The 24,835-nt window shown below is 34.6% G+C and carries 26 protein-coding genes, 1 pseudogene and 1 riboswitch; of the genes and pseudogenes, 6 read left to right on the top strand and 21 right to left on the bottom strand.

What is annotated here, in order from left to right; genetic code table 11:
• Window positions 1–3 precede the first annotated feature (3 nt).
• Together AC0L0O_RS08010 and AC0L0O_RS08005 are read left to right on the top strand one after the other, a co-directional pair.
• The gene (locus AC0L0O_RS08010; protein WP_001190331.1) at window positions 4–1,203 is read left to right on the top strand and encodes an MFS transporter; all 1,200 of its coding nucleotides are present in this window, start codon (window positions 4–6) and stop codon (window positions 1,201–1,203) included.
• A gap of 100 nt (window positions 1,204–1,303) precedes the next feature.
• Window positions 1,304–2,563 (top strand): serine hydrolase domain-containing protein, encoded by a 1,260-nt coding sequence (locus tag AC0L0O_RS08005; protein WP_001982469.1) that lies wholly within the window; start codon window positions 1,304–1,306, stop codon window positions 2,561–2,563.
• Between the two features lie 422 nt (window positions 2,564–2,985).
• On the opposite strand, the gene AC0L0O_RS08000 is transcribed toward AC0L0O_RS08005, so the two are convergent.
• Genes AC0L0O_RS08000 through AC0L0O_RS07990 form a run of 3 tightly spaced genes read right to left on the bottom strand, consistent with a single transcriptional unit; the run spans window position 2,986 to window position 4,911 of the window.
• Window positions 2,986–3,774, bottom strand: a complete 789-nt coding sequence (locus tag AC0L0O_RS08000; protein WP_042511032.1) for an ABC transporter permease subunit — start codon at window positions 3,772–3,774, stop codon at window positions 2,986–2,988.
• Window positions 3,767–4,675, bottom strand: a complete 909-nt coding sequence (locus AC0L0O_RS07995) for an ABC transporter ATP-binding protein (RefSeq protein ID WP_000764112.1) — start codon at window positions 4,673–4,675, stop codon at window positions 3,767–3,769. The genes AC0L0O_RS08000 and AC0L0O_RS07995 overlap by 8 nt, the downstream gene beginning before the upstream one ends.
• Window positions 4,672–4,911, bottom strand: a complete 240-nt coding sequence (locus AC0L0O_RS07990; protein ID WP_000690909.1) for a PLD nuclease N-terminal domain-containing protein — start codon at window positions 4,909–4,911, stop codon at window positions 4,672–4,674. The genes AC0L0O_RS07995 and AC0L0O_RS07990 overlap by 4 nt, the downstream gene beginning before the upstream one ends.
• Before the next feature lie 122 nt (window positions 4,912–5,033).
• Here AC0L0O_RS07990 and AC0L0O_RS07985 point away from each other — a divergent pair, with 122 nt between their 5' ends.
• Window positions 5,034–5,579 carry a transcriptional regulator gene (locus tag AC0L0O_RS07985; RefSeq protein WP_000066854.1) on the top strand — a complete coding sequence of 182 codons (546 nt, stop codon included), beginning with the start codon at window positions 5,034–5,036 and terminating at the stop codon, window positions 5,577–5,579.
• 171 nt (window positions 5,580–5,750) lie between these two features.
• Here AC0L0O_RS07985 and AC0L0O_RS07980 read toward each other — a convergent pair whose 3' ends face one another.
• From AC0L0O_RS07980 to alo, 5 genes and pseudogenes are all read right to left on the bottom strand, one after another.
• Window positions 5,751–6,170, bottom strand: a complete 420-nt coding sequence (locus AC0L0O_RS07980; RefSeq protein ID WP_473785712.1) for a YvaD family protein — start codon at window positions 6,168–6,170, stop codon at window positions 5,751–5,753.
• Window positions 6,167–6,529 (bottom strand): DMT family transporter, encoded by a 363-nt coding sequence (locus AC0L0O_RS07975; RefSeq protein WP_001198607.1) that lies wholly within the window; start codon window positions 6,527–6,529, stop codon window positions 6,167–6,169. Before AC0L0O_RS07975 ends, AC0L0O_RS07980 begins: the two co-directional genes overlap by 4 nt.
• A 14-nt stretch (window positions 6,530–6,543) precedes the next feature.
• Entirely contained in the window at window positions 6,544–7,101 is a 558-nt protein-coding gene (locus tag AC0L0O_RS07970; protein ID WP_000813655.1) for a TetR/AcrR family transcriptional regulator, read from the bottom strand.
• Between the two features lie 383 nt (window positions 7,102–7,484).
• Window positions 7,485–8,229: pseudogene (locus AC0L0O_RS07965) on the bottom strand (DUF7225 domain-containing protein).
• Window positions 8,230–8,481: 252 nt separating this feature from the next.
• Complete coding sequence (gene alo, locus AC0L0O_RS07960; RefSeq protein ID WP_473785711.1) at window positions 8,482–10,020, bottom strand: anthrolysin O/cereolysin O family cholesterol-dependent cytolysin Alo; 1,539 nt, start codon at window positions 10,018–10,020, stop codon at window positions 8,482–8,484.
• Window positions 10,021–10,426: 406 nt separating this feature from the next.
• Here alo and AC0L0O_RS07955 point away from each other — a divergent pair, with 406 nt between their 5' ends.
• Window positions 10,427–11,773 carry a short-chain fatty acid transporter gene (locus tag AC0L0O_RS07955; RefSeq protein WP_070171986.1) on the top strand — a complete coding sequence of 449 codons (1,347 nt, stop codon included), beginning with the start codon at window positions 10,427–10,429 and terminating at the stop codon, window positions 11,771–11,773.
• 40 nt (window positions 11,774–11,813) lie between these two features.
• Here the strand turns inward: AC0L0O_RS07955 and AC0L0O_RS07950 are convergent, their stop codons facing one another.
• The 4 genes from AC0L0O_RS07950 to AC0L0O_RS07935 all read right to left on the bottom strand — a co-directional run bounded on the left by AC0L0O_RS07950 (window position 11,814) and on the right by AC0L0O_RS07935 (window position 13,673).
• Complete coding sequence (locus AC0L0O_RS07950; protein WP_001004517.1) at window positions 11,814–12,167, bottom strand: hypothetical protein; 354 nt, start codon at window positions 12,165–12,167, stop codon at window positions 11,814–11,816.
• Complete coding sequence (locus AC0L0O_RS07945; protein WP_001101667.1) at window positions 12,164–12,739, bottom strand: NAD(P)H-dependent oxidoreductase; 576 nt, start codon at window positions 12,737–12,739, stop codon at window positions 12,164–12,166. Before AC0L0O_RS07945 ends, AC0L0O_RS07950 begins: the two co-directional genes overlap by 4 nt.
• 23 nt (window positions 12,740–12,762) lie before the next feature.
• Window positions 12,763–13,200 (bottom strand): SWIM zinc finger family protein, encoded by a 438-nt coding sequence (locus AC0L0O_RS07940; RefSeq protein WP_003288834.1) that lies wholly within the window; start codon window positions 13,198–13,200, stop codon window positions 12,763–12,765.
• A 203-nt stretch (window positions 13,201–13,403) separates the two neighbouring features.
• Window positions 13,404–13,673 (bottom strand): hypothetical protein, encoded by a 270-nt coding sequence (locus AC0L0O_RS07935; RefSeq protein WP_230459574.1) that lies wholly within the window; start codon window positions 13,671–13,673, stop codon window positions 13,404–13,406.
• Between the two features lie 88 nt (window positions 13,674–13,761).
• A riboswitch (SAM riboswitch) is annotated at window positions 13,762–13,860 on the bottom strand.
• A gap of 122 nt (window positions 13,861–13,982) precedes the next feature.
• Between AC0L0O_RS07935 and AC0L0O_RS07930 the strand changes: the two genes are divergently transcribed.
• Window positions 13,983–14,174, top strand: a complete 192-nt coding sequence (locus AC0L0O_RS07930; protein ID WP_000554033.1) for a hypothetical protein — start codon at window positions 13,983–13,985, stop codon at window positions 14,172–14,174.
• Between the two features lie 32 nt (window positions 14,175–14,206).
• On the opposite strand, the gene AC0L0O_RS07925 is transcribed toward AC0L0O_RS07930, so the two are convergent.
• From AC0L0O_RS07925 to rraA, 7 genes are all read right to left on the bottom strand, one after another.
• Complete coding sequence (locus AC0L0O_RS07925; RefSeq protein WP_000779965.1) at window positions 14,207–14,929, bottom strand: YwiC-like family protein; 723 nt, start codon at window positions 14,927–14,929, stop codon at window positions 14,207–14,209.
• Between the two features lie 183 nt (window positions 14,930–15,112).
• Window positions 15,113–15,814, bottom strand: coding sequence for an ECF transporter S component (locus AC0L0O_RS07920; protein ID WP_000044899.1), 702 nt, complete (start codon window positions 15,812–15,814; stop codon window positions 15,113–15,115).
• The gene (locus AC0L0O_RS07915; protein WP_473785710.1) at window positions 15,787–17,448 is read right to left on the bottom strand and encodes an ABC transporter ATP-binding protein; all 1,662 of its coding nucleotides are present in this window, start codon (window positions 17,446–17,448) and stop codon (window positions 15,787–15,789) included. The genes AC0L0O_RS07920 and AC0L0O_RS07915 overlap by 28 nt, the downstream gene beginning before the upstream one ends.
• Entirely contained in the window at window positions 17,421–18,299 is an 879-nt protein-coding gene (locus AC0L0O_RS07910) for an energy-coupling factor transporter transmembrane component T (protein ID WP_033687971.1), read from the bottom strand. Before AC0L0O_RS07910 ends, AC0L0O_RS07915 begins: the two co-directional genes overlap by 28 nt.
• A gap of 27 nt (window positions 18,300–18,326) precedes the next feature.
• Complete coding sequence (locus AC0L0O_RS07905; RefSeq protein WP_473785709.1) at window positions 18,327–19,160, bottom strand: DUF4430 domain-containing protein; 834 nt, start codon at window positions 19,158–19,160, stop codon at window positions 18,327–18,329.
• Window positions 19,161–19,216: 56 nt separating this feature from the next.
• Window positions 19,217–21,040, bottom strand: coding sequence for a DUF4430 domain-containing protein (locus tag AC0L0O_RS07900; RefSeq protein WP_473785708.1), 1,824 nt, complete (start codon window positions 21,038–21,040; stop codon window positions 19,217–19,219).
• Between the two features lie 338 nt (window positions 21,041–21,378).
• The gene (gene rraA, locus AC0L0O_RS07895) at window positions 21,379–21,858 is read right to left on the bottom strand and encodes a ribonuclease E activity regulator RraA (protein WP_000266053.1); all 480 of its coding nucleotides are present in this window, start codon (window positions 21,856–21,858) and stop codon (window positions 21,379–21,381) included.
• A gap of 200 nt (window positions 21,859–22,058) precedes the next feature.
• Between rraA and AC0L0O_RS07890 the strand changes: the two genes are divergently transcribed.
• A complete protein-coding gene (locus AC0L0O_RS07890) occupies window positions 22,059–23,489 on the top strand; it encodes a YfcC family protein (protein ID WP_071736408.1) in 1,431 nt (476 codons plus the stop codon).
• 100 nt (window positions 23,490–23,589) lie between these two features.
• On the opposite strand, the gene AC0L0O_RS07885 is transcribed toward AC0L0O_RS07890, so the two are convergent.
• Window positions 23,590–24,048, bottom strand: a complete 459-nt coding sequence (locus tag AC0L0O_RS07885; RefSeq protein ID WP_000415683.1) for a DUF2262 domain-containing protein — start codon at window positions 24,046–24,048, stop codon at window positions 23,590–23,592.
• Between the two features lie 154 nt (window positions 24,049–24,202).
• Entirely contained in the window at window positions 24,203–24,586 is a 384-nt protein-coding gene (locus AC0L0O_RS07880; RefSeq protein WP_473785707.1) for a hypothetical protein, read from the bottom strand.
• Window positions 24,587–24,835 lie beyond the last annotated feature (249 nt).

Here is a 24,835-nt window from a genome sequence, read left to right as displayed (position 1 = left end):
ACAATGCAAAGTGAAAAACTTTGGACGAAGGATTTCCTCGGAACTTGTTTTAGTAGTCTCTTTCTCTTTTTAACATTTTACATGCTAATGACTACTCTGCCTGTCTATGTAATAGACGGGCTAAAAGGAAAACCAGAGGAAATTGGTTTAGTTGCAACTGTTTTTCTTATTTCATCTGTTTTATGTAGACCATTCACAGGAAAATGGCTAGATGATTTAGGAAGAAAGAAAATATTATTTATTTCACTTTCATTATTTTTAGCCGCTACTGTTATGTATTTCGGTGCGCAAAGTTTATTTTTATTACTTGCTCTTCGCTTCTTACATGGTATTGGGTTTGGGATGGCAACAACTGCAACTGGTACGATTGTAACTGATGTTGCACCAGCTCATAGACGAGGCGAAGCACTTGCCTATTTCGGCGTATTTATGAGTCTGCCGATGGTAATTGGTCCTTTTTTAGGTTTAACAATTATTTCTCATTTTTCGTTTACTGTATTATTTATCGTTTGTTCCGTATTTTCATTACTGGCATTTTTATTAGGACTACTTGTAAATATTCCACATGAAGCACCTGTAAGCAAACAAAAACAAGAAAAAATGAAATGGAAAGACTTACTTGAACCATCTTCTATTCCAATCGCTCTTACAGGATTTGTTTTAGCCTTTTCTTATAGTGGTATTTTATCCTTTATTCCTATTTATGCAAAAGAGCTCGGTTTAGCTGATATTGCAAGTTACTTCTTTATTTTATATGCACTTGTTGTTGTCATTTCTCGTCCATTTACAGGTAAAATTTTCGATCGCTTCGGTGAAAACGTACTTGTTTATCCTGCTATTATTATTTTCACAATTGGGATGTTTATTTTAAGTCAGGCGCAAACGTCATTTTGGTTCCTTGGCGCAGGTATGCTAATTGGTTTAGGTTATGGAACATTAATTCCTAGCTTCCAAACGATTGCGATTTCTGCCGCTCCAAACCATAGACGTGGTTCTGCGACAGCTACGTACTTCTCATTCTTTGATAGTGGTATTGGATTTGGTTCTTTCATTTTAGGTATAGTCGCGGCGAAATCAAGTTACCATAATATGTATTTTATCGCAGCTATTATCGTTGCTTTCACTTTACTTCTATATTATGGATTACACGGCCGCAAACAAAAATTCAAGAAACAACGTACAGATGGACAAATATCCGCTTAACTTTTATAAGGAAAGTAAACTTCCCCGTTTACTTTCCTTATTTTGTATTTCTTTCAAGAGAAGCGTATACTTATAATAGAAATAAAAAGGAGGGACCGCTATGAAACTAAAAAAATCTCCCCTACTCTTACTCATAATCACATTCATATTTGTAATTACAGGGCTCGGTTTTACATACTTCAAACATAATAAAACGACTCCATCAAAAAATAACGTGACGAAGAAAAATTGGTTAGATGACCCTTACTTACGTTGGTCATACACACATATGAAAGAATTTACTTTAATTAATGATGTAAAAAACAATCCTGATCAAATTGCTCGCTTCCCATCCACATTGCAAAACTTAGATGATTTTGCCGTGCAGCGTAGATTTGGAAGTGCAACTCCTCTAAAAGAACTTTTAGACGATAACAAAACAGATGCGTTTGTCGTTGTACATAATGGACAACTTGTTTATGAACGATATTTCAATGGCTATAACGAGAGCGAACCGCATGGTATGGCGTCATTAGCAAAGGTATTTACCGGAGCAATAATACAATCTCTCGCTGAAGAAAACCGTATTGACTTAGAAAAAACGGCTGACACATATATAAAAGAATTAAAAAATACACCATTTGGAAAAGCAACACTACAGCAATTAATGGACATGCAAGTTTCAGTAGAATACCCTACTCACGGATACGAACATCCAGCGTTAGAAAATCAAGATGCACAACTATACTTGGCAAGCAATATTTTACCTCGAGGTAAAAATTACGATGGTCCAATGAAAATTTATGATATGTTACAAGAAGCAGAAGAAACTGCACCGCCTGGTTCTGTCTTTTCTTACAATAACGGATCAACAGAAACACTCGCTTGGATTATTCGAACGATCACTGGTAAATCATTAGCTGAAAATGTTAGCGAGCGCATATGGTCTCAAATTGGTATGGAAGAAAACGCGTATTACGTTACCGATGAAACAAAAATAGAACAAGCGAGCGCTGGTTTAAATGCAACTGCTAGAGATATGGCTAGATTTGGACAATTACTATTAAACAACGGGGAATATAACGGAAAACAAATTCTACCTTCTTCTATTACTGAAGATATAAAACATGTGCAAGAAGGTGAACTTGCAATTGGCCCTGGTGCTTCCATTTCTTATCATAATCAATGGTGGATTCCGCACAATGAACAAGGTGCTTTTGAAGTGTTAGGTAGTTACGGACAAACACTTTACATCGATCCGAAAGCAAATATGGTCATTGTCCACTTCTCTTCTAACGCTACGCCAAGTAATGAAATACATTCCGTTTACTCCAATATGTATATTGATATTGCACATCATTTGGAGAAGCTTCCACAGTAGTGGAAGCAGGAGTTTAAACCTTACATGTATGATTATTTGATTGAACACACAATCTGTTGTGCTGAAACATCAATATATCTAAAAAGGAGCTCTCTTCATAAAGAGAGCTCCTTTTCTTATTTCTTCTTCTTTTCTGTCGGTTGACTTTGTTTAGCGAAATTAGATGAATCATCGAAATTTGGTTGCTTTTTACCAGCATTATTACTTCTACCTTTTCCCATATGTAATGCACCTCCCCTCATCCTTACTATTCCCAATAAAAAAATCCTCTTGCATCCAGGAGGATTTTTTTATTGTCTCTTATTCATAATGCACCACTGTTCTCGTAGTACTTCCAACACTTTCAGTTAGAGAAGCTTCCACAGTAGTGGAAGCTTTTTATTGTTGGGGTGTTTTATTTAAACCCATTACCCTCATCACGTTTATTCATAATGAAACTTTTTATTAGCAATCCAATAATACGTTACGAAGAGTGTCAATAAAATCCACACTATAGTTAGTAATCCAGTAATTATTGCGTTTGAATTTACGCCCCCCGTGACTAACGTTTCCATTGCATACTTACTCATACCGGCTGGATTAAGCCGATCCATTATTGGATTCAAACCGACGATTACTCTGCAGGCTAGAAGGAAAACAATTGAAATTAATGCAATAATACCTTGACTGTGAAAAATAGCACTTATCATCGTTGTGAAAGATACGATAAAAAGAACCCAAATTAGATAAAATAGTAATCCAGTAATTAGGTGTGCAAATGGAACGGCAGTAAAAAGAAAATTTACATATAGATAAGACGTTACGTATCCAATTGTTACACTACACGCTACCATTACATAGTTTGACACTATTTTCCCACCTACATATGAAGTAACAGTAACGGGCCTTGTTAAAATAAAGGCCAGCATACCATTAGCTTTATCTGTTTGAATTGCACCCATCATAGAAATCACTAGAATCATAAGTCCAAGCTGGTCAAACTGGGATCCCAAAGTAGTCGCTAATACTTCGCCCCCTTTTTGCGCTGCCATACTCAGATCAATTGTAATTCCCTGACCTCCACCTAACGCTTCTAGAATGGATGGTAAATAATGAGTTACTATCGGCTGTGTTGCACCTAAACATATAAAAACAATTGGTAGCCAAATGATCTTAAAATCACGTAACATTTGAACACATTCTTTTTTTATCAATACCATTGAGTTATTCATTTTGCACCACCAATTTCAAGAAAATCTCTTCTAAAGTATCGTTGCTCATTTCAAATTTAACGATGTCCACTTTATGTTCGAGTGCATTTTGTAATAACATATTTTTGCTTATTTCGATACTTTCAACCTTCACTTTGATTTTAAGCCCAACCACTTCTACGTTCTTCACATACGGTAATTTTTTCACAATTTCAATCCACTTTTGATCTTTAGCTGTTATTTCAATAACTAATTTATTTTCACGATTACGGTGTAAAAGCTCCGTAATCGTTGTGTCTTCTATTTTTGTTCCATCTTTTATAATGACAAATCGCTCACAGATTTCTTCTGCATCGCTTAAGATGTGGGTTGATAATAAAATGGTTGTATCTTTTTTTATTTCTTCAATTAGATTCAATACTTCCCGCCGGCCGATCGGATCTAATGCGGATACTGGTTCATCCATGACAATAAGCGAAGGTTTATGCAATAATGCTTGTGCAATACCAAGTCGTTGCTTCATTCCACCAGAAAATGTACTAACCTTTGTATTTTCTTCTCCCTTCAGTCCAACTTTCTCCAACATTTTCGGAATCGACTTTAACAATTCTTCTTTTTTCACCCCCGAAAGTTGGCCCATAAACGTAAGCGTTTCTCTCGCTGTCATCCAATGAAAAAAATTAGGATATTGAGGTAGATAACCAATTTCACTTTTCATTTTTGATATTTTTATCCCATTCAATAAAACTTCACCATCAGTTGGATTAGTAATATCCGAAATTACTTTTATTAATGTGGATTTCCCTGCTCCGTTTGGTCCAATTAATCCGACGCATTCCCCCGCTTGCAATTCCATCGAGAAATTATTGACAGCAATTTTTCCTTTAAATGATTTTGTTACATTTTTAATCTCTAATTTCATAATTTCCCACCGTCCTTTCTCCCTATAACAAAGTACAAGATAGGTCCCAATATATTAACGAAAAGAATAATGAACGTCCATACAAGTACATTTTTTCTTGTTTTCCTATGTCGATATAAATCAATGAATGCAATTAAAACTAAAAGTGCCCCCACTGCAATAACTGGCAATATAATGGGTAGAAAAGCCATAATATCAATGTCTTTAAGATCATTCAATCCATAATGTATTTTCATTGTCATCACTCCTTTTAAATCTCATTATCATTATTGATAATGATAAAATAAAAACAGATGGATTGCAATCATTATTCTCATTATTTATAATGAGAATAAAAAACGATATATAAGGTGATATAATGAGTAATAAAGTTGAAATTTTAATGCATCCGGTAAGAATGAAAATTTGCCAAGTGTTAATGAGAAATAAAGAAGATGGGCTAACACCATTAGAAATGGTAAAAATCATTAAAAATGTACCACAAGCAACACTATATAGGCAGCTACAAACTATGGTTGATTCAGGTATCGTCCATGTAATTAAAGAAAAAAAGGTGAAATCTGTTTCTGAAAAATATTACGCAATCAATGAAGAAGATGCAAAAATTGAAGGAAGTGAATGGAAAGGATTATCTGATGATGAAAAGTTAAACTACATTTCCTATTACCAGTTATCACTTATGACACAATATCAAAGTTACCTTAAGAAATTAGAGGAACAAAACAGTCAAGAAGATAAGGCTACTTTTTCTGTAGTAGAATTAAAGCTAGACGAGGAACACTTTGGAAAATTTCAAAACGAACTTAACGAATTAATGATTAAATACTATAATAGCCAAAGTAAAGATGACGAAATAGAGGCTCCAGTTCGGACCGTCGCTATTACAATTATTCCAGAAACGTGAACTAACTCAATATACATAATACAAGCCGATGCTTCCTTACCATAGGAATCATCGGCTATCTTCATTTCGAAAATTGTTTTAACTTCTGCTGTATGGCTGGCGAAAAAACTGATCTAGAAGCTAAAATGTTGTAGAATCTAAAATTCGAATGTGCTTAAAATTTTATCTATATTACATGAATTCTTTTCTCGCGTTAATCTCATACGATCCACACACTCTCCAAACACTTTTTAAAAAGAAGCATGGGTAAACTAATAAATATAAATTAGGGATCCACCAAGACATATCAAAATCTAAACGGATTGTCCAAAATGCTAGAGCTTGTAACCCTGAGCAAAAAGTTAAAATTAATGATAGGAATGCAAAGTGGCTCCAAATATGTTTTTGTTTAGAATGTAAATATAAACTTAGAAATCCCGTTAACGAGATTAACAAATCTAGAGGAAAAAAAGACCAATTCCATGCTACTAAAATAGGATCTTCGTAATCTTTAAACAAATATTCTTGCGGAATTATATGAAAAATTGTTATGAGCCAATATATAACAAACCCAACATCAGTAATAAGGAAAAAATACTTTAATCGATTCAATGTATACGTTCCTCCACCATTTCTTTTTTCTTCGCTTCATGTGCCGTACTATTAAAATTTAAAATTACGACCCCAATTAAAATAAAAAGAATTGCTACTATCTTAATTATATTGATACTTTCTCCAAAATAGATAAAACCAATTGTTGTAATCGTTACAATTCCCATACCTGACCAAACCGCATATGCAACGGACATTTCCATCCCTTTTAATGCAAATGACAGAAATGCAAAACTTACTACATAAAATACAAAAATAAGAATGCTTGGTACAAGTTTCGTTAATCCATCAGATAGTTTCATCGCAGTTGTACCTGCTACCTCAAATAAAATTGCTAAACATAAATAAATCCACTGCACTACTCTCCCACCCTCTATTTCGAATTAGAAATGCCATACAGTAACATATCCATAATAGATTCCAGCATACTTCCTAATGTATGATCACTTTTTTCAATAAACATAGGATCATATATGCGATTCAGTGCCCCCAAATAGACTTCAATAAAAAACGGAATTTGAATTTTTCTTATGCTTCCTTCTCTCATTCCCTCTTCTATTAAACCAATTACAGTAGACCACCCTTCACGTAAAAACTGATCTAATTTTAACCATTGGTAATAATGATGTTTTTTTAGTTCTACTAATAAACGTGCATCCATGAATGTAAATTGTTGTGGAATGCAAATTAAGATGAGTCTTATTTTTTCAACTGTTTGTAACGTATCATCTTCAGCGATATTTTTTTCCTTTTCTTGAATACTTTCTATTACATTACGAATAACTTCATCTACTATTTCATCTTTTGAAGAGAAGTGCTCATAGATTGTCCTCTTACTGACAGCTAATTGTTTTGCTAAATCACTAATTGTAAATGTAAACCCCTTCGTTTGAATTTGATGAATGGTTTCTGTTACTATTCTTTGTTTCATAATCCGCCCCCTAAACCTTTGGTACCATTTTAGTTTTTTCGGTACCATTTCATTTTACGATATTTAACACAATCTACACAATAAATATTTTAAAATTTCTAATTTTTTACCCAGAACAGGTAAACATGAGAGCGATGAGGATTATACCTGCATATTCAACTATCAAGTGAATGATTGGATAACACTCATACATGAAGCTTTAAATAAAGTTAAATGCAGCTCTATAAGGCTATGTTGGTATATGTTCTTTTTTAGCTTGATGGGGCCGGATAGAAACTATTAGTCACTGAGCACTAATAGTTTTTGTTTTATATGATTCCTATAAAAATTACAAAGCTGAAGAATCATTGTTAGAGCTGCTTACGTCTACTAAAAAGACATCCTTATAGGAGTGTCTTTTCTACTCTCTTTAAAGAATTTATATCAACCTCATAAGTATTCCCATATGGTCTAAGTGATGGAATCTCTTCCTTTGGCCCATAAAATATTACTTTCAAATCATCATCTTTATACTGAACTACGAAGAAGTCATCGAATTGGTCAAATGTATTTTGATTGATTGTGATAAACCCTTTTTCTTGGGCAGTTGTTTTAACACTTATTCTTCTTCCATCTTTAATGACATCATATCCATGCTGATTCGTCACTTTGGATAGCTCACCATTCGTGTAAAGGACACAAAAAAATTCACCTAGACGACCTATAAGATGTCTTAATTCAGTCGCCTTACAACCAAGAATATTCATTTCAAATCTTAACATTTCAAAGTATTCTTCATATAACTTTTTAATTTGTGAGATTCCTATTTGATCCTTATCCTTATAGAAAAGAAGTTTCCCATTATCCCACTCACCTACAACAGATTCAAACTCTGCCCCTTTAGGCTTGTGAAAAACTAATCCAGTATAAGGATAATTTTCACCTACATATCTATAAGTTTTTTTGTTTATATATATAAACAGATTTTTATTAACATCTCTTCCTTTGGTTATAACAATAATCAGCAGGATTCATACTCCCCGGTTTCGTATTAAATTTTGTTATTAATCTGTCCTTTATCTCTGCAGATGTTAAAATATCGCCTATTTTTTCTTGAAGCGCCTCTATAAATTGCTCATAAATAGTCAATGTAATCCTCTCCTCGTGTTTCTAAATCGTTTTAGACATTGCAAAACTTTCACTCTATCATTTGGTCAAATTGTAGAATAATATATCTAGGGTTCCTCAGAAATTCATATAATCTTCTATATAAATTTTACATTTAATTAATTAAATTTCATAGACTATTAGAGTAAAATATGAATTTGAAGGCGAGAAAAGCCGATCTACCTTTCACCTAAGTAAAAAAAGCGCCCTATAAACAAGGCGCTTCACTCAAACCTAATGACTAATAGTAGCAGTTGGGTATAATGTTGTTCCTCCAATTGAAACCTTTATTTCATTTGTTAATGGAACATTTTGTTCATCAATAATGGTTCTCCACCACTCCCATGCAAGACCTGTACATTCTCTTGCTACAATTTTTATATTTTTTGAATTTGGTGGAAGAGGGATTACTGTAGAGTAATGAGCTGTTTTGTCTTTGCCACTACCTTCCCATGTTTTATGTGTTAGTACTTCTTTCCCATTTTGATCAAATGTAAATTCATCCCAAGATACATCAAATTGAGCAACGTAAGCACCGTAATGATCGAGTGTCATTTTAGCACTTGAATATTCTGTAGTTGTCGTCTCGATATAATCTGTATTGTTATGAACAGCAGCAGTTGCATTATCTTTTAAGAACGTGCTTGTATATGAAATTGGGTATGCTGGATTTTTAAAGCTTAATTCAGCATTATCTTTAATAATATTTCGGATTTCATTGAAATCTTTTGTAACAACCTTGTTATGCTCTTTCGCATCTCCGCCTAATACTACAGCAGTAAAGGTACTTTCTTCAAAAATATCTTTGTACTGTCCACTCGTTTCGACGCTGTTATTCTTAAGTAGAGCTTTAAATGCAGCTTGTACATCTTTACTCTTAGATGTTGTTTCTAATTTTACATAAACCGTTCTACCATAAGCTACATTTGAAACCATAACAGGTGGAGCCGAATTACTTACTCCTTTACGAGTTAACTCATCAAAAGTAACACTATTATCAAAGAGATCAGATGGATTATTAGGTAGTTCAGCACTTACAGTATAAAATATTTGTTTATATGCCGCCACCATCACTTTCTTTTCTCCATTTGCAACTGCATTAAAGTCAATATTTAGACTGTTATCAAGATATTTAGCATTAACATTAAGAGCACTTGCGATTTGTGATTTACTATAAACCATAGATTCTGTATACTGCATTCTTGCAGGTAACGTATGTGTTGTGGAATACTTTTCATTCCAAGTAGATACTAAATCATCTACTGCTCCAGCCACATTACCATATGTCGGATTTTGGACAGTGATTGTATTTTCTTTTCTCATGCCAGGTAAGTCTATACTAATATTCAAAGGCTTTCTCTTAGCCACTAATAAACTCGGTTGATTGTCTGCAAATGCTTTATTGGCAAGTTGTACAGCTCCTGGATACGTACGATTCACTACAGAATCAATAATCGAAATATCGACTGGTGACGTTGTAAGTGATTTTTTCTCGCGTTCCACTACTACAAATTTACCGTTTGAATTGATACTCTCTTTCGGAACAAAACTCTCTACTTTATCACCATTTACTGCTAAAATATCTCTACTATCATACTTTAGATTTGCTATACCAGTATTAATATCACTAGCATTTTTTATTGCACCAGTTGCATTACCGGCTTGTGTTTCTGCAAAAGAAATAGACGAATAATGAATGGTACATAGACTAACTAATAAACATGCAAGGAACTTTCTTCTTTTAGTGTTTTTCTTAATATCCAGAAAAATCACCCCGTTCTTTTTTAGTAAGATATAATAATGATGGATACATGATAGCTAACGAATAACCTTACATAAACGCTTTTAAAAGTTCTTGAACTAAAGGAATTACTCCACCTAAAAATTTTAAAACTGCCATTGCGATTTCCATATTACTTCCTCCTCTTTGCTGTATAAAGATGTGTTGAATATTTATGCTTTCATTATAATAAGCTTTTACATTTGCATCAATTCATTTTTATATGCAATATTTCATATTTGAGAAAAGCAACTTTTTCTGTCAAGTTGATGATGGTACTACTCTTCTTGAACATATTTCTATCCCTTTAAAAATATCAGAATTTTCTATTTTTGAAAGGTTATGAACGAAACAACCTCGAATAATTGTAATACATATACATAAGGAGGTTGATCTATTTTGTTTCGTTCTTTTACTAATGGTTGCGTCGCCTTAGTGCAACGTTTCTTGCCAGAACCGTTTATATTATCATGTTTATTAACTGTTTTTGTTATTTTCTTCGGCATGTTTGCAACGCATCAAACACCTGTGGAAATGATTAATCACTGGGGTAATGGCATTTGGGGACTTCTCGCCTTTTCTATGCAAATGGCACTTGTACTCGTGACAGGATCTGCTTTAGCAAACGCTCCTCTTATTAAAAAAGGATTAATGAAAGCGGCAAGACTACCAAAAACAAATGGACAAGGTATTATTGCCATTTCAATCGTAAGTTTACTAGGGGCATACATAAACTGGGGATTTGGTATTGTTGTATCTGTTTTATACGCAAAAGAAGTGGCAAGACAATTAGAAGGATTGGATTATAGACTAGCAATCGCTTCTTCTTACTCTGGATTTCTCATTTGGCATGCGGGGCTTTCTGCTTCTATCCCTCTTACGTTAGCAACAGGCGGAGAAACGTTAATGAAAACGACAGCTGGAAGTATTAAAGAAGCGATTCCAATCACTGAAACGTTATTCTCACCATATGCTCTCGTTCCAGTTATTATCTTTTTAGTTACGATGCCTCTCATTAATAAGGCGATGCATCCAGATGCAAAACATACAATAACAGTAGATCCTAGCGTATTCCATGAAGAAGCTGCCGCTCAAGAGGCAGGAAAAAATACGTTCGCGGAAAAAATGGAAAATAGCATTATTATTACACTTTGCGTTGGATTGTTAGGTCTCATTTATACTTTCAACTACTTTTATACGAAAGGCTTTAACCTTACACTCGATATCGTTATTTTTATGTTATTAATTGCTGGACTCATTTTCCACCGTACTCCAATTCAATATATTCGCGCTTTTTCAGATTCCACGAAAAGTGCTTCTGGTATTTTACTTCAATTTCCGTTTTACGCAGGAATTATGGGGATGATGATCGGAGCAAATAGTGAAGGCCTTTCACTTGGAGGAGCTATTTCGAATTTCTTTATTAGCATTTCAAACGAAACAACTTTCCCGCTCTTTACTTTTTTAAGTGCGGGCATCGTTAATATTTTCGTTCCATCTGGTGGCGGTCAATGGGCTGTGCAAGCACCCATTATGATTCCAGCTGGCGCTGAACTTGGTGTACCTGCTGCAAAAACAGCAATGGCCATTGCGTGGGGCGATGCTTGGACAAATTTAATTCAACCTTTCTGGGCATTACCAGCATTAGCGATAGCTGGTTTAGGTGCTCGTGATATTATGGGATTTTGCGTTGTGAACTTACTATATGCAGGATTTATCATAAGTCTATGTTTCTTATTTATTTAAACGAAAAGCTAGTTTTATACTAGCTTTTTTACATAATAAATCATTTATTTCCCACGCAATTTATCACGGTCTTCCACTCTATCTCCGTAAGATATAATGCCTCAAATGCAAAAAAATCTCCACATACTTTTTCAATTAGATGTTGATTATTTTTAAGGAAATTCCACTGCAGCGCTTTAGGAAGAAAATACGTTTCATATTCTTTACTTCCTCTTACTACCTCATCCACTTCTCTTTCACAAATCCCTCTTATTAAATAATCATTTCTTAATTGAATCTGTATTTGTTGAAACGTTTCACTACATTTCTTCAATTGAATTAAGCAATTAATATATGTACGAAAAAGTTCATTATCATACTGACAACAATTTATAATACGTTCCATTTCATTCATAACGTACGAGCCTTTTCTTCTATTTGTAATAACCACTTTTCCCGCTTCTCTCGTTTACTCGTTTTCACAGATTGAAAAACAGATCGTTTTATATCGCGAATGCCGCAAAAACGTAAAACACCTCTCTTCATTATAATCCAATCGGCTGATCGATATAGTAGTGCGACGTACCATAACGGTGAGTCTAACGTATTAATTACCCATGCCTTCTTACCTTTTAGTAACCCTTTCGGCAGGGCACCTTCATATTTATAAGCAAAACCAGCAACGAAAATGCGATCAATAAATCCTTTTAAAATAGCTGGCATCCCCCACCACCATATTGGATAAATGAAGAGAAGAGTATCCGCTTCTTCTACTAATGCTCTGTACCGAGCTGTTTCTTCTTCATTTACTAAATCACGCCTTTTCTTCTCTTCATTAAATACAAGGACGGGATTAAATTGTTCTTTATATAAATCAAGTACCGTAACCGAATGGTTTGTTTCTTGTAATCCTTTTTGTACATGCTTTAAAATCGCCGCGTTAAAACTGGAAGGACTAGGATGAGCGTATACAATTAGTACATTCAATACATAACAACTCCCTCTATAAGTTAAAGTTTCCCCTTCTTTAACATCTTCTCTACAATTTGTATGTTTTTTGAGCTTTGTAACAAGCGATGTAGTATCGTTAATAACTCTTCCTTTTCTAACTCTTTTAGTTTCTCTTTCACCGTACTCTCACCAGCACCTTGAATATCATAAACAACTGCCGCCATATGTTTACAATAATTTTCATAGGGACACTCGCAGCTACTTTTTGCAAAATCTTCAAGATCAATAATCACTTCATAGTCTCCTGCATTTCCAGTAACGAAAGCAAATATTTTCTTGTCTTGTATTTCAACATCTTCTACATGTCCTTCTTCATAATATTCATACCCTTGATCCATAATGTACTTAGGAATCCATTTTGTTATATCATGTAACAAATAGGCGTACATAACAACACCTCTTCCTTTAATTCCCTTTTGACTTCCAAACCTGTGCATGTTATTCTAATAACTGTCAAATAGCAAGTCTATATGACAAAACGACTGACACCTATTCGGCGAAGGTGTCTCTTTTCATTTGCAGCCGATATGAATTGCCTCTTTCAGGCACATTCAATCTTTGACACTACACACTCAACACCATTCCCTGTATCAGGCTGCTTAAGCAGTCTTTTACTCTACATACTTCAAAAAAAGAGAGCTTAGCTCCCTTTTCTCGCTTTATAAAATACCCCTTTTTCAGTATAGAGATATTCATCAGCTAATGTAATTTTCCCATCCAGTTTTAGTTCATCTAATAGTCTTGATAAATAAAATTGATGTAACATCTTTTTCGTGAATTTTCCTTCATGATGCGAAACGATATGTTCTTGAATATCTAACAATGATATTGGCTTATCTTGCTCTATCATATATTCATAAACTGTACTACGCAGTTTTACGTATTTTTCGAGTGTCACAGTAGCTCGCAACCCCTTTCTTCATAATAGAAATTTTCGTAATCGGTTTTTTTGCAATAAAAAAACCTCTCCGATAAGAAGAAGTTACGTATATATCTTCGTCTTATCTCCCAGAACAAATTTGTTCTGCTGGAATTAGCACCTGCATCGCGGTTGCTGGGTTTCATCGGGCCAGTCCCTCCACCTCTCTGGATAAGAAAATATTCACTTAATTCTTACTATACGTAATTTCATTTCAATTGTCAAACAAATATAACAAATTATATTTTCTTCTTTACTGTTCATACTATACATATATGAATATGCAAGGAGGATTATAAAATGCATCAAAATGCCCGCGGATATGTCCAAGACTCTTTTCAATCATTACAAGAAGCAAAACAATGTTTAGAAGCAGCATTACAGACTGTTGAAAAAGATTTTAATCGTGCTCGTATTGAACAATCTCTTTATGCAATCGAACAAGCTATTCAACGCTGCGATTACACCGTTCACATTTTAGAACAAGATTGAAAAAACTTCCCATCATAAGGTGGGAAGTTTTTTCAAATGGCATACTTCATAATTATTGCCGTTATGATTAAAAAATATACAGAATTCACAATTTCTAAAATCCCTACTTTTATAATAGAAATTTTTTTGCCATACAATATAATGGCTCGAATGACACTTGGTATAAAAATAAGGGAGCACCACGGATTAATTGCAAATACAATGATCATTAATAGAATATGATAACCCCAAGATATAAAGCGATACTTCGGATTATTTTTCTCACGTATCATCGTTTTCACATAAAACGTACTTCCTAAAAAATATAAAAATGAAATAAGCGCGATAAATAATGCTGTTTTATCTATAAGTTTCATTGAAAAATAATAACTAACTAAACCACCAATACAGAAAACAATAATCGCACTAATGTCATTTAGTAATGCTCTTTCATTTTTTTGACGAGCGTAATACATATTTACTATAAAGAATGGAATCATGACTGCTACAAATAAAAGAATGCGCCATTCATATAATAGAGAAATCATCCCAAATACAAAAGCGATGATAAAATACACAATTGCTGCATGTAAATATTCTTTTTTTCGTTTTTGCTTTATGTACATAAGGAATGGATACGTAGCTAAATAGATAAAGAACCAAGCTATAAACAATGGAATATGATATATAGTAGGTTTCCCAAGTATGACACTTAATAGAAATGGTATAACAAGCATCGCCCATGCACCATGTTGCTTCGGAATAACTAACTTCATTAACTATACACCTCCCTTTTGAAAATAATTCTCACCTACTATTATACAAATAATTTTATATAGTAACGGATATATATTGGACTATTTTTTGACAATAAAAAATGCTCCTTACAATCTGTAAGAAGCATGAAAGAGGCAAACGAATATGTAAGTCGCGACCCTACCTTATATGAGTATGCTTTTCTATACCATGTTATGCTCATCTAATATGCCATATTTCTTTTTAAATCTTGTAAGAATCGTAATCCAAGATGTACTAAATAATAGTAAGAAAACGACATTAGAAATTGCATGGCTCAAATCGAAATAAAAACTTGCGATATAATACGAAATGACTGTTTCCCACGTTGCCTCTCGTATAAAACCGAGAAGTCCCCAGAAATTCATAATCCAGCCAAATAAAAATCCAACAAACAACCCGTATAGAAGTCTTCCCCATAGCTTTGTCATTAAAAATGTATTACGTAATAATCCAGCTATAAAACCAATCATCCCCCATGAAAACATTTGCCACGGCGTCCACGGACCTTGTCCTAAAAAGATGTTAGATACGATAGCCGCTGTTGCCCCGATCATAAAGCCAGTTTCACTTCCGAACACGATTGCAGAAACGATAATAACAAAAGAAGTTGGTTGTACACTCGGTAAAATAGAAAATGGTACGCGGCTCACTGCTGCAATTGCTGCTAATACGGCAACGAGAACAATTTCACGTGAAACAAACGCCTTCCTTTCAAAACGGATATAGAACGGTAACATAATAACAACTAATAAAAACAAACTACTCAACATGTAATAACCATCCATGATAAGTGTCGTAAAGAGTAATGTGCCTATTATTACTGCAAAAATACATATTATGAATGCAACATATCGTTTTGACACGCTTCGTACACATCCTCCCACGTTAATGCATATGGCAGTTCTTTTCGAATGAATCGGTTAATAGATGTTGTATAAAAGAAGTTACCACTAAAAAATTCTTTCGGTGCGTCATTCATAATGACTGCTCCATCAAATAACATCATACATTGATCCACGTATTTCGCTGCAAATTCAATATCATGGGTTGCCATTACAATTGTTGTACCCTCTTTTTGCAGCTTCCTAAATAGCTCTCCTACTCTTTCTTTCTTCCACGGATCTAATCCTTTTGTCGGTTCATCCAGTAATAATAAAGTCGGCTTTGATAATAACGTTGTACATAATGCAAGTAGTTGCTGCTCTCCTCCGCTACAATCATGCGGATGGCGTTCTTTAAGCGAATACAACCAAAACTGTTTTAGCGTATCTTCTGCTATTTCTTTTCCTTGTTCTCCGTATAATTCACGTGCACGTTCATACACCTCATCCCACACTGTATCAAATGTAAAATGATAATATGGATGCTGCGATACATACCCAATACTTTTAAATCGTTCTTTCGAATCAATTTTATGTATCACTTTCCCATTCCACTTTACTTTCCCTCTTCTCGCTTTTTGCAATCCAGCTAAAAGCGTTAACAGTGTAGACTTCCCTGTCCCATTCTTTCCAACGAGAGCTACCCATTTTCCTTTTTCAATCGATACAGTTAAATCTCGTAAAATAAGCGGACTATTTTTTTCATATTGAAATGAAATATGCTCTGCACTTAAAATGACTTCTTGCTTTTCACCTTGTACTATTGGCTTATTTACATATGATATCGCTGAAAAATCATTCATTTTCATTTGTGCTTCTCGCACTGTAAACGGAATATCTTTCGCATTCCACTCTAAAAACAATCTTGGAATTTGCGGAATAAATGGACGGAACTTTTCTACTTCCCACATGTTCGCTACAACTGTTTTCGGACTACCGTCATACACGATTCTGCCGTTATTCATACAAATAACGCGCGTTGCAAGTGGTATTACTTCATCTAAACGATGTTCACTTAAAACGATCGTAATTCCAAGTTCTTCATTAATACGCTTTAACAATCCTAAAAACTCTTTTGCGGCAATTGGATCTAATTGTGCTGTCGGTTCATCTAATAATAATAACTTTGGCTGCATAACTAATACCGCAGCTAAATTAACAAGTTGCTTTTGTCCGCCAGATAACGTATGAACAGATTGGTGCAATAAATCTTGAAATCCTAAGAAGCTAATAAGCTCTGCTATTCGTTTTTGAATAATATGTGATGGTAACCCAATATTTTCTAAAGAAAATGCTAATTCTTGAATAACTGTATCCATTACGAGTTGATTTTCTGGATTTTGAAATACCATACCAATTTCTTGAGCAGATAACAAATCAGGTACATTTTCTAATAAAGTACCATCATAATATGTATCCCCAGTACGCTTACCAATTGGAAGTAATTCTTTTTTAAAATGTTTTAATAAAGTCGTCTTCCCGGATCCTGATCCGCCGGCAAGTGCAATAAACTCTCCTTTTTGAACAGAAAGAGAAATATGCTGTAACGCTTTTTCGTTTTCATCAGCATATACAAATGATAAATTGTTTATTTCTGCATGCGCCACCATATCCATTCCCTTCCTTCCATTATAATTGGTAAACTAATAAACATCGTAAATACGATAAACATCATCCCATCGTATTGCTGAAATAAAATAGATTCGACTTTCGGATAAATGATTAACTTTCCTCCGCCATACGTACTACATATGATAGCAATTATAAATAGAATACTTAAATAACTGAGCGTATACCAATCTCGTCTTTCCATTCTATAGCGAATATATGTCGTACGTTTCGTTACACCAAATCCACGAGCTTGCATAGAATCTGCCGTTTGCAGTGCATCTTCTAATGAACAAATTAATAATACTTGCAATAATTGCATACCATTTTTTACGCGTTCCACAATGGAACCTGCATCTACTTGTACACCTTTTGTCTTTTGGACGAGTGTTATTTTCTGTAATCGTCTCATAAACAAAGGAACAAATCTCACTGTAATCATCGTTAACAATGCTACTTTCGGTGAAATTCTAGAAAATAAATATAAAAATTTATGACTTGAAATAATATCATTATACGAAGCAAACGTAAACATAATCGCAACTAATAATAACCCCATTACTAGCCCAAACATAATTGCCTCAAGTTTAATACGGCTATCACCTACCCAAAATAATGTCGTTCGGCCTCTATGCGTGAATAACGAATTAAATAAAATGACCATAACAAAGAAAACGATTGTACTCGGTAACATCTTTCTTACCTTTTCGCTATTCCCTTGCATCACATTTAAAATAACAATTAATAGTATTGCCCCAATTAAAAAAAGAGGATGAAGACACATCATACATAGTATCATCACCCCAATATAATAGAAAAAATTCACAAAAGGATGTAAAGAAGAAAAACTTATTTTCATAGTCCTTTACCGAATGCCTTTCTTAATTTAGTATACATACACCCATTCGATTGTATCTCCTGGCTTCACTGTAACTACACCAGCACTACGGTTTGGAAACGATCCGTTTACACGATATTTCCATCCGCTTTTATCATTTACATCCATTTCATATAAATCATTAATACCTTTTACATAAATATCACCTTTAGATCCACTCGCATCCACATCTAAACCTGTACGCTGCAATACTTTATAAACTGTATCGCCTTCTTGTACATCAACCTTTTTTGCTCCTAATAAATATCCTTCATTACCTTTTACTGAGATCGTAACTTGTTTTACTTGCGGTTTAGGTACTGGATCTGATTTTGGTGGTTCAGGAGTTGGTACTGGCGGAGTCGGTATCGTTTTCTCCTCTTTATTCGGATCAAGCTTCTGTTCCTGCTTCGGTGTTTCTTTCGGCTGATTCACAACCTTCGCTTCTTCTTTTACTTCTTGTGCTTTCGGTTGCTGTTGTTTTTCTTCTTGTGCTTTTTGCTGTTCTGGTTGCTTATTTACAGCTGGTTGTTCTTTCGGTTGTTCCTGTTGTTTCTCTTCTTTCTTTACTTCTGGCTGTGCCTGCGGCTTTTCTTCTTTCGGCTTCTCTTCTACTTTTTGTTCTTGTTTCTCTTTCTGTTCGTCTTGCTTATTTTGATCTTGCTCGGCTTGTTTTTCCTCCGGCTTTTCTTCCGGTTTCGCTTCATCTTTTTTCTCTTCTTGTTTTGCTACTTCTTCTTGCTTCGGTTCTACTTTCTTCTCAGGCTTTACAGCTGCCTCTTCACATCCGGCAAGTAGCCCAAGTGAAAGCAGTAAAGAAATAAACCATTTCATCTTACTCATGTTGTCTCTCACCTTTCATAATAAAATTAGGAGCAAATGATTGCTCCTAATTTTTGTTAAGCTGCTTTACGTCTCCATAATACATATGCAGAAGCAATACATAATACACCCATACCTACTTCTGTCGCTGCACTATGAGAAGATGCTCCTGTTTTCGGTAATGTGCTACCGTTTCCGGATTTTTTATTTTTAGCCGGTTCGTTATCCACAACAACTTTTAAAGTGTCATCTTTTGTTTCTTGTTGCACTTGTTTTTGTTCTTCTGGTTGTTCAGTAACTTCTTTTTCCACTACAACATTTTCCGAATCTACATTTGGTTTTGGATTAATTTCAGTAACAGATTCAGTTGACCAGTCATAAATCGATTTTCCAAGGTCTTTAAACTGAAGTAAAGCTAATAACGCTTGCTCTGTTGCCATTCCGCTACCGTTTTGATCGCCTGGTAACCATTTAAATTCACCATTTGGAAGTTGATATGACAATAGATTTTGCATCGCCTTATGTAGACGGTTTTGATCTACATCTTTCACAAGTGATAATCCAATAATTGCTTGCGCAACACTATTAGAATTTTCTTGTCCATCAGCAGAAAAACCACCATTTTCTAGTTGTTCATTATATAAGTATGCGACAGCCTTTTGCACAGCTGGTTTCACATCTTCACGGTCTTGATAAGGAGCTAATGCTGATAAAACCATACCTGTTACATCAACGCTACTCGCACTGTCTTTACTGCTTGCACTATCATAAGTCCAGCCGCCATCCGTATGCTGCGCGTTTAAAAGCGCATCTACTAAAGCAACTCGATTCCATTTTGAATCTACTGGAACTTCATATTTCTTCGTATCAAATGCAAGTAAAGCAAATGTATAACCTGTAACAGAATTCACTTTATCTGATTCGTACAATTTTTGAACTAAATTATGTTCGCCTACCTTTGTTGGGTCTGCATTCATGGCATTCATCATAATAATCGTTCTAGCTAAATCTGTCGCTGAAAAACGATTAACGCGCTTTTCTACCTTTTCAGTTACAGCCTTAACATAATTTAATTTCGCCTCGATTGGTATATCCTTTCCAGAACTAGAAAGACCTAACGCTACCCAATCACTTTCAATTCCATCTTGTAACATCTTTTCAGATGTCTTAGAAATCGCGTCATTTACTTGTACTGCTGGAACTTGAATGTTCTCTTGCTTTGGTTGTTCTGGTGTTTTTGTTCCATCTGGATTTTCCTGTTTTGAATCATCCGTCTTTGGCTCTTCTGGTTTCTCTTGTTTTGGATCATCCGTTTTTGGTTCTTCTGGTTTCTCTTGCTTTGGATCATCCGTTTTTGGTTCTTCTGGTTTTTCTTGTTTTGGATCATCTGTCTTTGGTTCTTCTGGTTTTTCTTGTTTTGGATCATCTGTTTTTGGTTCTTCTGCCGTTTTACAAGTACCAAATTTATCTAATGTTTGTTGTAATGTTTCCTGGCTCATATTGCTCCAGTCTGCCACAAAACGAAAGACAACAACATCTCCAGCATTTAATTTATAACTATCCGCTCCAACTTCTGCAGATTTATCATTTACATCATACAGCCAGCCGCTTGTAGCTCCAGCCATTAAGCCGTCAATGCCTTTTACATACGTTCCAAACGACATCGTTTCAGCTTCTACTTTGTCCCCCATGACTTTTTGTAGCAAGCTTAAAGCTGTTTCCCCATCTTTAATTTGCTCTTCTTTTGGACATAACATAATGCCCTTTTGTGATTCACCAATAATTGCAAGTTTTGCTGTATTTCCTTCAGCAAACGTAATATGTACTGTATTCGCAAAAGAAACAAATACAAGTGTAACTGCCATTAACGACGTAAGCAGCCATTTTTTTAACATTGCCATCCCAAAATTTCCTCCCTTACTACTATTCACACAAAAAAAGGCCCTTCAAGGGCGTGCAATTGACACTCTTTTTTTGTAAGTGTCGAACAAACTGTGCAACACCTCCTACCCGCATCATTCGCGGCTATATTTGTATAGGAAAAATAATTTTGTTCATGAACGTATCATTGTGATAACATTCACTTTTCTAGGCACAACTTACTTCCATTTAAGTTATCGTAAAACGATAAACCTATACATTCTGTTAATTTTAAATTTCTGTATTATTTTACTATTGACAAAGAATTTTGTCCATGCTTTATCGGATTTATTTTCTAAGAATAGTAACTTACTAACCTTTAACGATGCAAACTCTTTTCACTAATAATGACGCCATCTTCATCCACATACACATATTCATCCGGCTTCCATTCTACTTGTCCAAATTGCAATGAAATATTTCGTTCTCCTTTTCCTTCTTTAACACTTCTATTCGGCATTGTTCCTAACGCTAAAATACCTATATTTATATTCTTTAGTTCACTAGAATCACGAACATATCCATTCACAATAATTCCTGCCAGCTTTCTTTCCTCCGCAATAGCTGCCAAATTATCACCAAGTAACGCACAATTCGTAGAGGCTCCCCCGTCAACAACTAATACCGTTCCTTCCGGCAATGTTTGTAATCCTTCCTTCACTAGTACATTATCATCCTTCACTTTCACCGTTGCAATTTTCCCGTGGAATTGTTCTTTCTTTCCAAAAGACCGAAAAGGTTGGCGACATATTTGCAATTCATTTTCAAACTCATCACATAGATCCGTAGTTTTCCACATCTTTTTCCCTCTTTTCCTTTTATTTTCTATTTAACATATTCTTGGATTATTTTCGTTTCCCTGTCTAACGTTGCAATAATTTGTATGTGCGGAAAAAGGACAGAAAAACTATTGCCTTAAGAAGCCACCTTTATTATAATCTATTTCACAGATAAATTTCAGAATATTAAAAATTAACCAAGTGAAAAAGGAGGGATTTTATGCAACTACAAACTGAAGTAAAAAAACAGCCTAGTAAACGAAAGTTTAAAATGCCTGACGCGTACGTACTACTATTTTTTATTGCTCTGCTTTGTGCAATAGCTACGTATTTCGTTCCTGCTGGAGAATTTAAAAGAGTTACAAACGGGACTGTTACAACGACAATACCAGGAAGTTACCATTCTGTTCCGCAATCACCGGTAGGGTTTGTTTCTTTTTTTACCGCTATTGAAAAAGGAATGACACTTGCTGCTCCTATCATCTTCTTAATTTTATTTACAGGCGGTGCTATTGCGATTCTTGAAAAAACCGGTGCTCTTGACGGTTTAATCTATCATGTTATTAACAAATTTCGTAACCAGCAATTACTTTTTATATGCATTGTCGCCGCACTCTTTTCTATTCTCGGAACGACTGGTATTATCGTTAACTCGGTTATCGGCTTTATCCCCATCGGCATCATCGTTGCACGCACATTAAAATGGGACGCTATCGTCGGCGTAGCAATTATTTATTTGGGCACTTATGCTGGTTTTAATGCTACTATATTATCTCCTTCACCTTTAGGCATTTCACAAAAAATCGCGGAACTCCCAATGTTTTCAGGAATTGGTTTACGCACAGCAATTTATATCTCTTTTTTACTTGCTACCATTCTATATATTAATTGGTATATAAAACGCTTAAAGAAATCGAATAAAGGAAGCATTCTCGGCGACAACTGGTTTCCAAGTAATGCTCTTTCAAGCGGAAAAGAGGCGCAAAAAACAGAAGTTCCTTGGACAATACGTCATAAATTAATTTTACTCGTTTCAGCTTTATCATTAATTGCATTTTTAATCGGCGCTTTTCGTCTACATTGGACAGACGCAGAAATGACTGCTACTTTTATTTTCATAGCAATTACAGCCGGAATAATAGGTGGAATGAAAGCAAACGATATCGCTTCTACTTTTCTAGCAGGCTGCCAAAATCTCATATACGGTGCTTTGATCGTCGGAATGGCTCGTTGTATTTCAGTCATTTTGGAGCAAGGGAAATTACTTGATACAATCGTTAACCAACTCGCACAGTCTCTCGAAGGACAAAGCCCAGTATTTGGCGTTATCGGTATGTATGTAAGTAGTGCCGCATTACATTTCCTCATTTCATCCGGGACAGGTGAATCTGTGATTTTCATTCCGATATTAGCTCCATTAGCTGATTTCATGCACATTACACGCCAAGTTACAGTACAAGCTGTTATGCTCGGCGAAGGTGTAGTGAACTGCCTCAATCCAACTTCTGGTGTTTTAATGGGAGTACTCGCGGCGAGCGGTATTTCTTACGGAAAATGGATTCGATTTATGGCTCCACTTGCATTCATTTGGTTTATTATTGGACTTATTTTTCTTATTGTTGGGGTGAATATTGAGTGGGGACCGTATTAAAACTATGAAACTTTCTCCCTATTATTTCACCGTTATCTTATAATAATGAAAAAAAGGATTGATTATAGTAATCAATCCTTTTCACTTGCATCTCTCAAAGCTAAATCTCTGCAGCTAATAAATTGTACTCATTGTCAAAAGAAGCATGGATTCTATGGCCACCAAATACATCTCCATCATTGTATTCGCAATATATATCATTTTCTCTCATTACAATGTCCATAAGAGTAATAGATTGCTCAAATGTTTCTTTCGTCATATCATATTCTCCTGCATCTACAGCATCCCAATCTAAGTGTTCATCATTCTCATCATATTCAGGCCAAAAATCATTTTTATACTCTATTAATTCCTTCGCTATAGCGATCTTAGCTTTTTTATCAAATTCTTCTAAACATACATAAAGCTTTTCTGCTCTTTTCATCATTTCATGTACATGTACAAGCCCTTTTCCAATATCCAATCCCCAATGTACTTTCCCTTCGTTTTGTTCATATGTATGAAAAGTTTCATTAAAGATAAACATTCCAATTAATTCACTTTTTATTGATTTTTCCATGATTTCATTTCCTTTCTGTGTGTAAAAAAGAAACTTTAATTGGCTCGATGAGCATGGGATCGAACCCCTAATACTTTATTTTAATACTGATTCTTTTCATGAAATAAAACTCGATTATCAGTCTAAACCATTTTTATCCTTCAGATAGTCTCTTTTATTCTAATTTCTTCATTTCTTTTAGCCGTTCTAAATCCTTTTCTGAAGCCTTTTCTATTTTATACAGTTCATAGCTACCCTTTATCTCATTTATCACTACAAATTCAATTTCATTCCGAACATAGCTTTTCGTTTTTCCTTTTTTATAACCAATAACATTATCTAATATAGTTTTCCCACTGTCTTTTTTATATAAATTATAGCTAACAGGTGGACGACCAATTACATACTTATTATCAGAAAACCCGACTATATCATCCCTTCCTAATCCTCCCGAAACACTCCAGACAAAAATAATCTGAAATATAGAATAAACAATAATACCGCATAAAAAAAAAAATAGAATTGATTTTAAAAATAACTTTACAAGTATCCTTCCCAAAAACATTTCCTCCCATTTCACCTTGGGATAGCAAGAACAATACGTGAATTTTGTATGCTAAGGCACCGAAGTTTTTATATTGTTGAACCAAGAATCGAAATATATTTTACTATGATAATTCCTCCAAAGTTGTAGAATCCTTTTTGCAAACCTAAATATAATTAGACAAAAAAGATAAAATTCCTTCTTTTATTAAATTGATTGGCATATGATGATCTCTCTGCCCGTCACCCCCAATTTTGAGGTATC

The sequence above is a fragment of the Bacillus sp. GS3m_15504 genome (assembly GCF_055825275.1).
Note: the sequence above shows the minus strand (reverse complement) of the source record. Positions and strands in the feature narration are given on the sequence as shown.

Coding starts and splice junctions, on each gene's coding strand:
- AC0L0O_RS08010 (WP_001190331.1), top strand. CDS start 4: ATGCAAAGTGAAAAACTTTGGACGAAGGATTTCCTCGGAACTTGTTTT.
- AC0L0O_RS08005 (WP_001982469.1), top strand. CDS start 1,304: ATGAAACTAAAAAAATCTCCCCTACTCTTACTCATAATCACATTCATA.
- AC0L0O_RS08000 (WP_042511032.1), bottom strand. CDS start 3,774: ATGAATAACTCAATGGTATTGATAAAAAAAGAATGTGTTCAAATGTTA.
- AC0L0O_RS07995 (WP_000764112.1), bottom strand. CDS start 4,675: ATGAAATTAGAGATTAAAAATGTAACAAAATCATTTAAAGGAAAAATT.
- AC0L0O_RS07990 (WP_000690909.1), bottom strand. CDS start 4,911: ATGAAAATACATTATGGATTGAATGATCTTAAAGACATTGATATTATG.
- AC0L0O_RS07985 (WP_000066854.1), top strand. CDS start 5,034: ATGAGTAATAAAGTTGAAATTTTAATGCATCCGGTAAGAATGAAAATT.
- AC0L0O_RS07970 (WP_000813655.1), bottom strand. CDS start 7,101: ATGAAACAAAGAATAGTAACAGAAACCATTCATCAAATTCAAACGAAG.
- AC0L0O_RS07950 (WP_001004517.1), bottom strand. CDS start 12,167: ATGAATGAAATGGAACGTATTATAAATTGTTGTCAGTATGATAATGAA.
- AC0L0O_RS07940 (WP_003288834.1), bottom strand. CDS start 13,200: ATGCACAGGTTTGGAAGTCAAAAGGGAATTAAAGGAAGAGGTGTTGTT.
- AC0L0O_RS07930 (WP_000554033.1), top strand. CDS start 13,983: ATGCATCAAAATGCCCGCGGATATGTCCAAGACTCTTTTCAATCATTA.
- AC0L0O_RS07925 (WP_000779965.1), bottom strand. CDS start 14,929: ATGAAGTTAGTTATTCCGAAGCAACATGGTGCATGGGCGATGCTTGTT.
- AC0L0O_RS07915 (WP_473785710.1), bottom strand. CDS start 17,448: ATGGATATGGTGGCGCATGCAGAAATAAACAATTTATCATTTGTATAT.
- AC0L0O_RS07910 (WP_033687971.1), bottom strand. CDS start 18,299: ATGAAAATAAGTTTTTCTTCTTTACATCCTTTTGTGAATTTTTTCTAT.
- AC0L0O_RS07905 (WP_473785709.1), bottom strand. CDS start 19,160: ATGAGTAAGATGAAATGGTTTATTTCTTTACTGCTTTCACTTGGGCTA.
- AC0L0O_RS07900 (WP_473785708.1), bottom strand. CDS start 21,040: ATGGCAATGTTAAAAAAATGGCTGCTTACGTCGTTAATGGCAGTTACA.
- rraA (WP_000266053.1), bottom strand. CDS start 21,858: ATGTGGAAAACTACGGATCTATGTGATGAGTTTGAAAATGAATTGCAA.
- AC0L0O_RS07890 (WP_071736408.1), top strand. CDS start 22,059: ATGCAACTACAAACTGAAGTAAAAAAACAGCCTAGTAAACGAAAGTTT.
- AC0L0O_RS07885 (WP_000415683.1), bottom strand. CDS start 24,048: ATGGAAAAATCAATAAAAAGTGAATTAATTGGAATGTTTATCTTTAAT.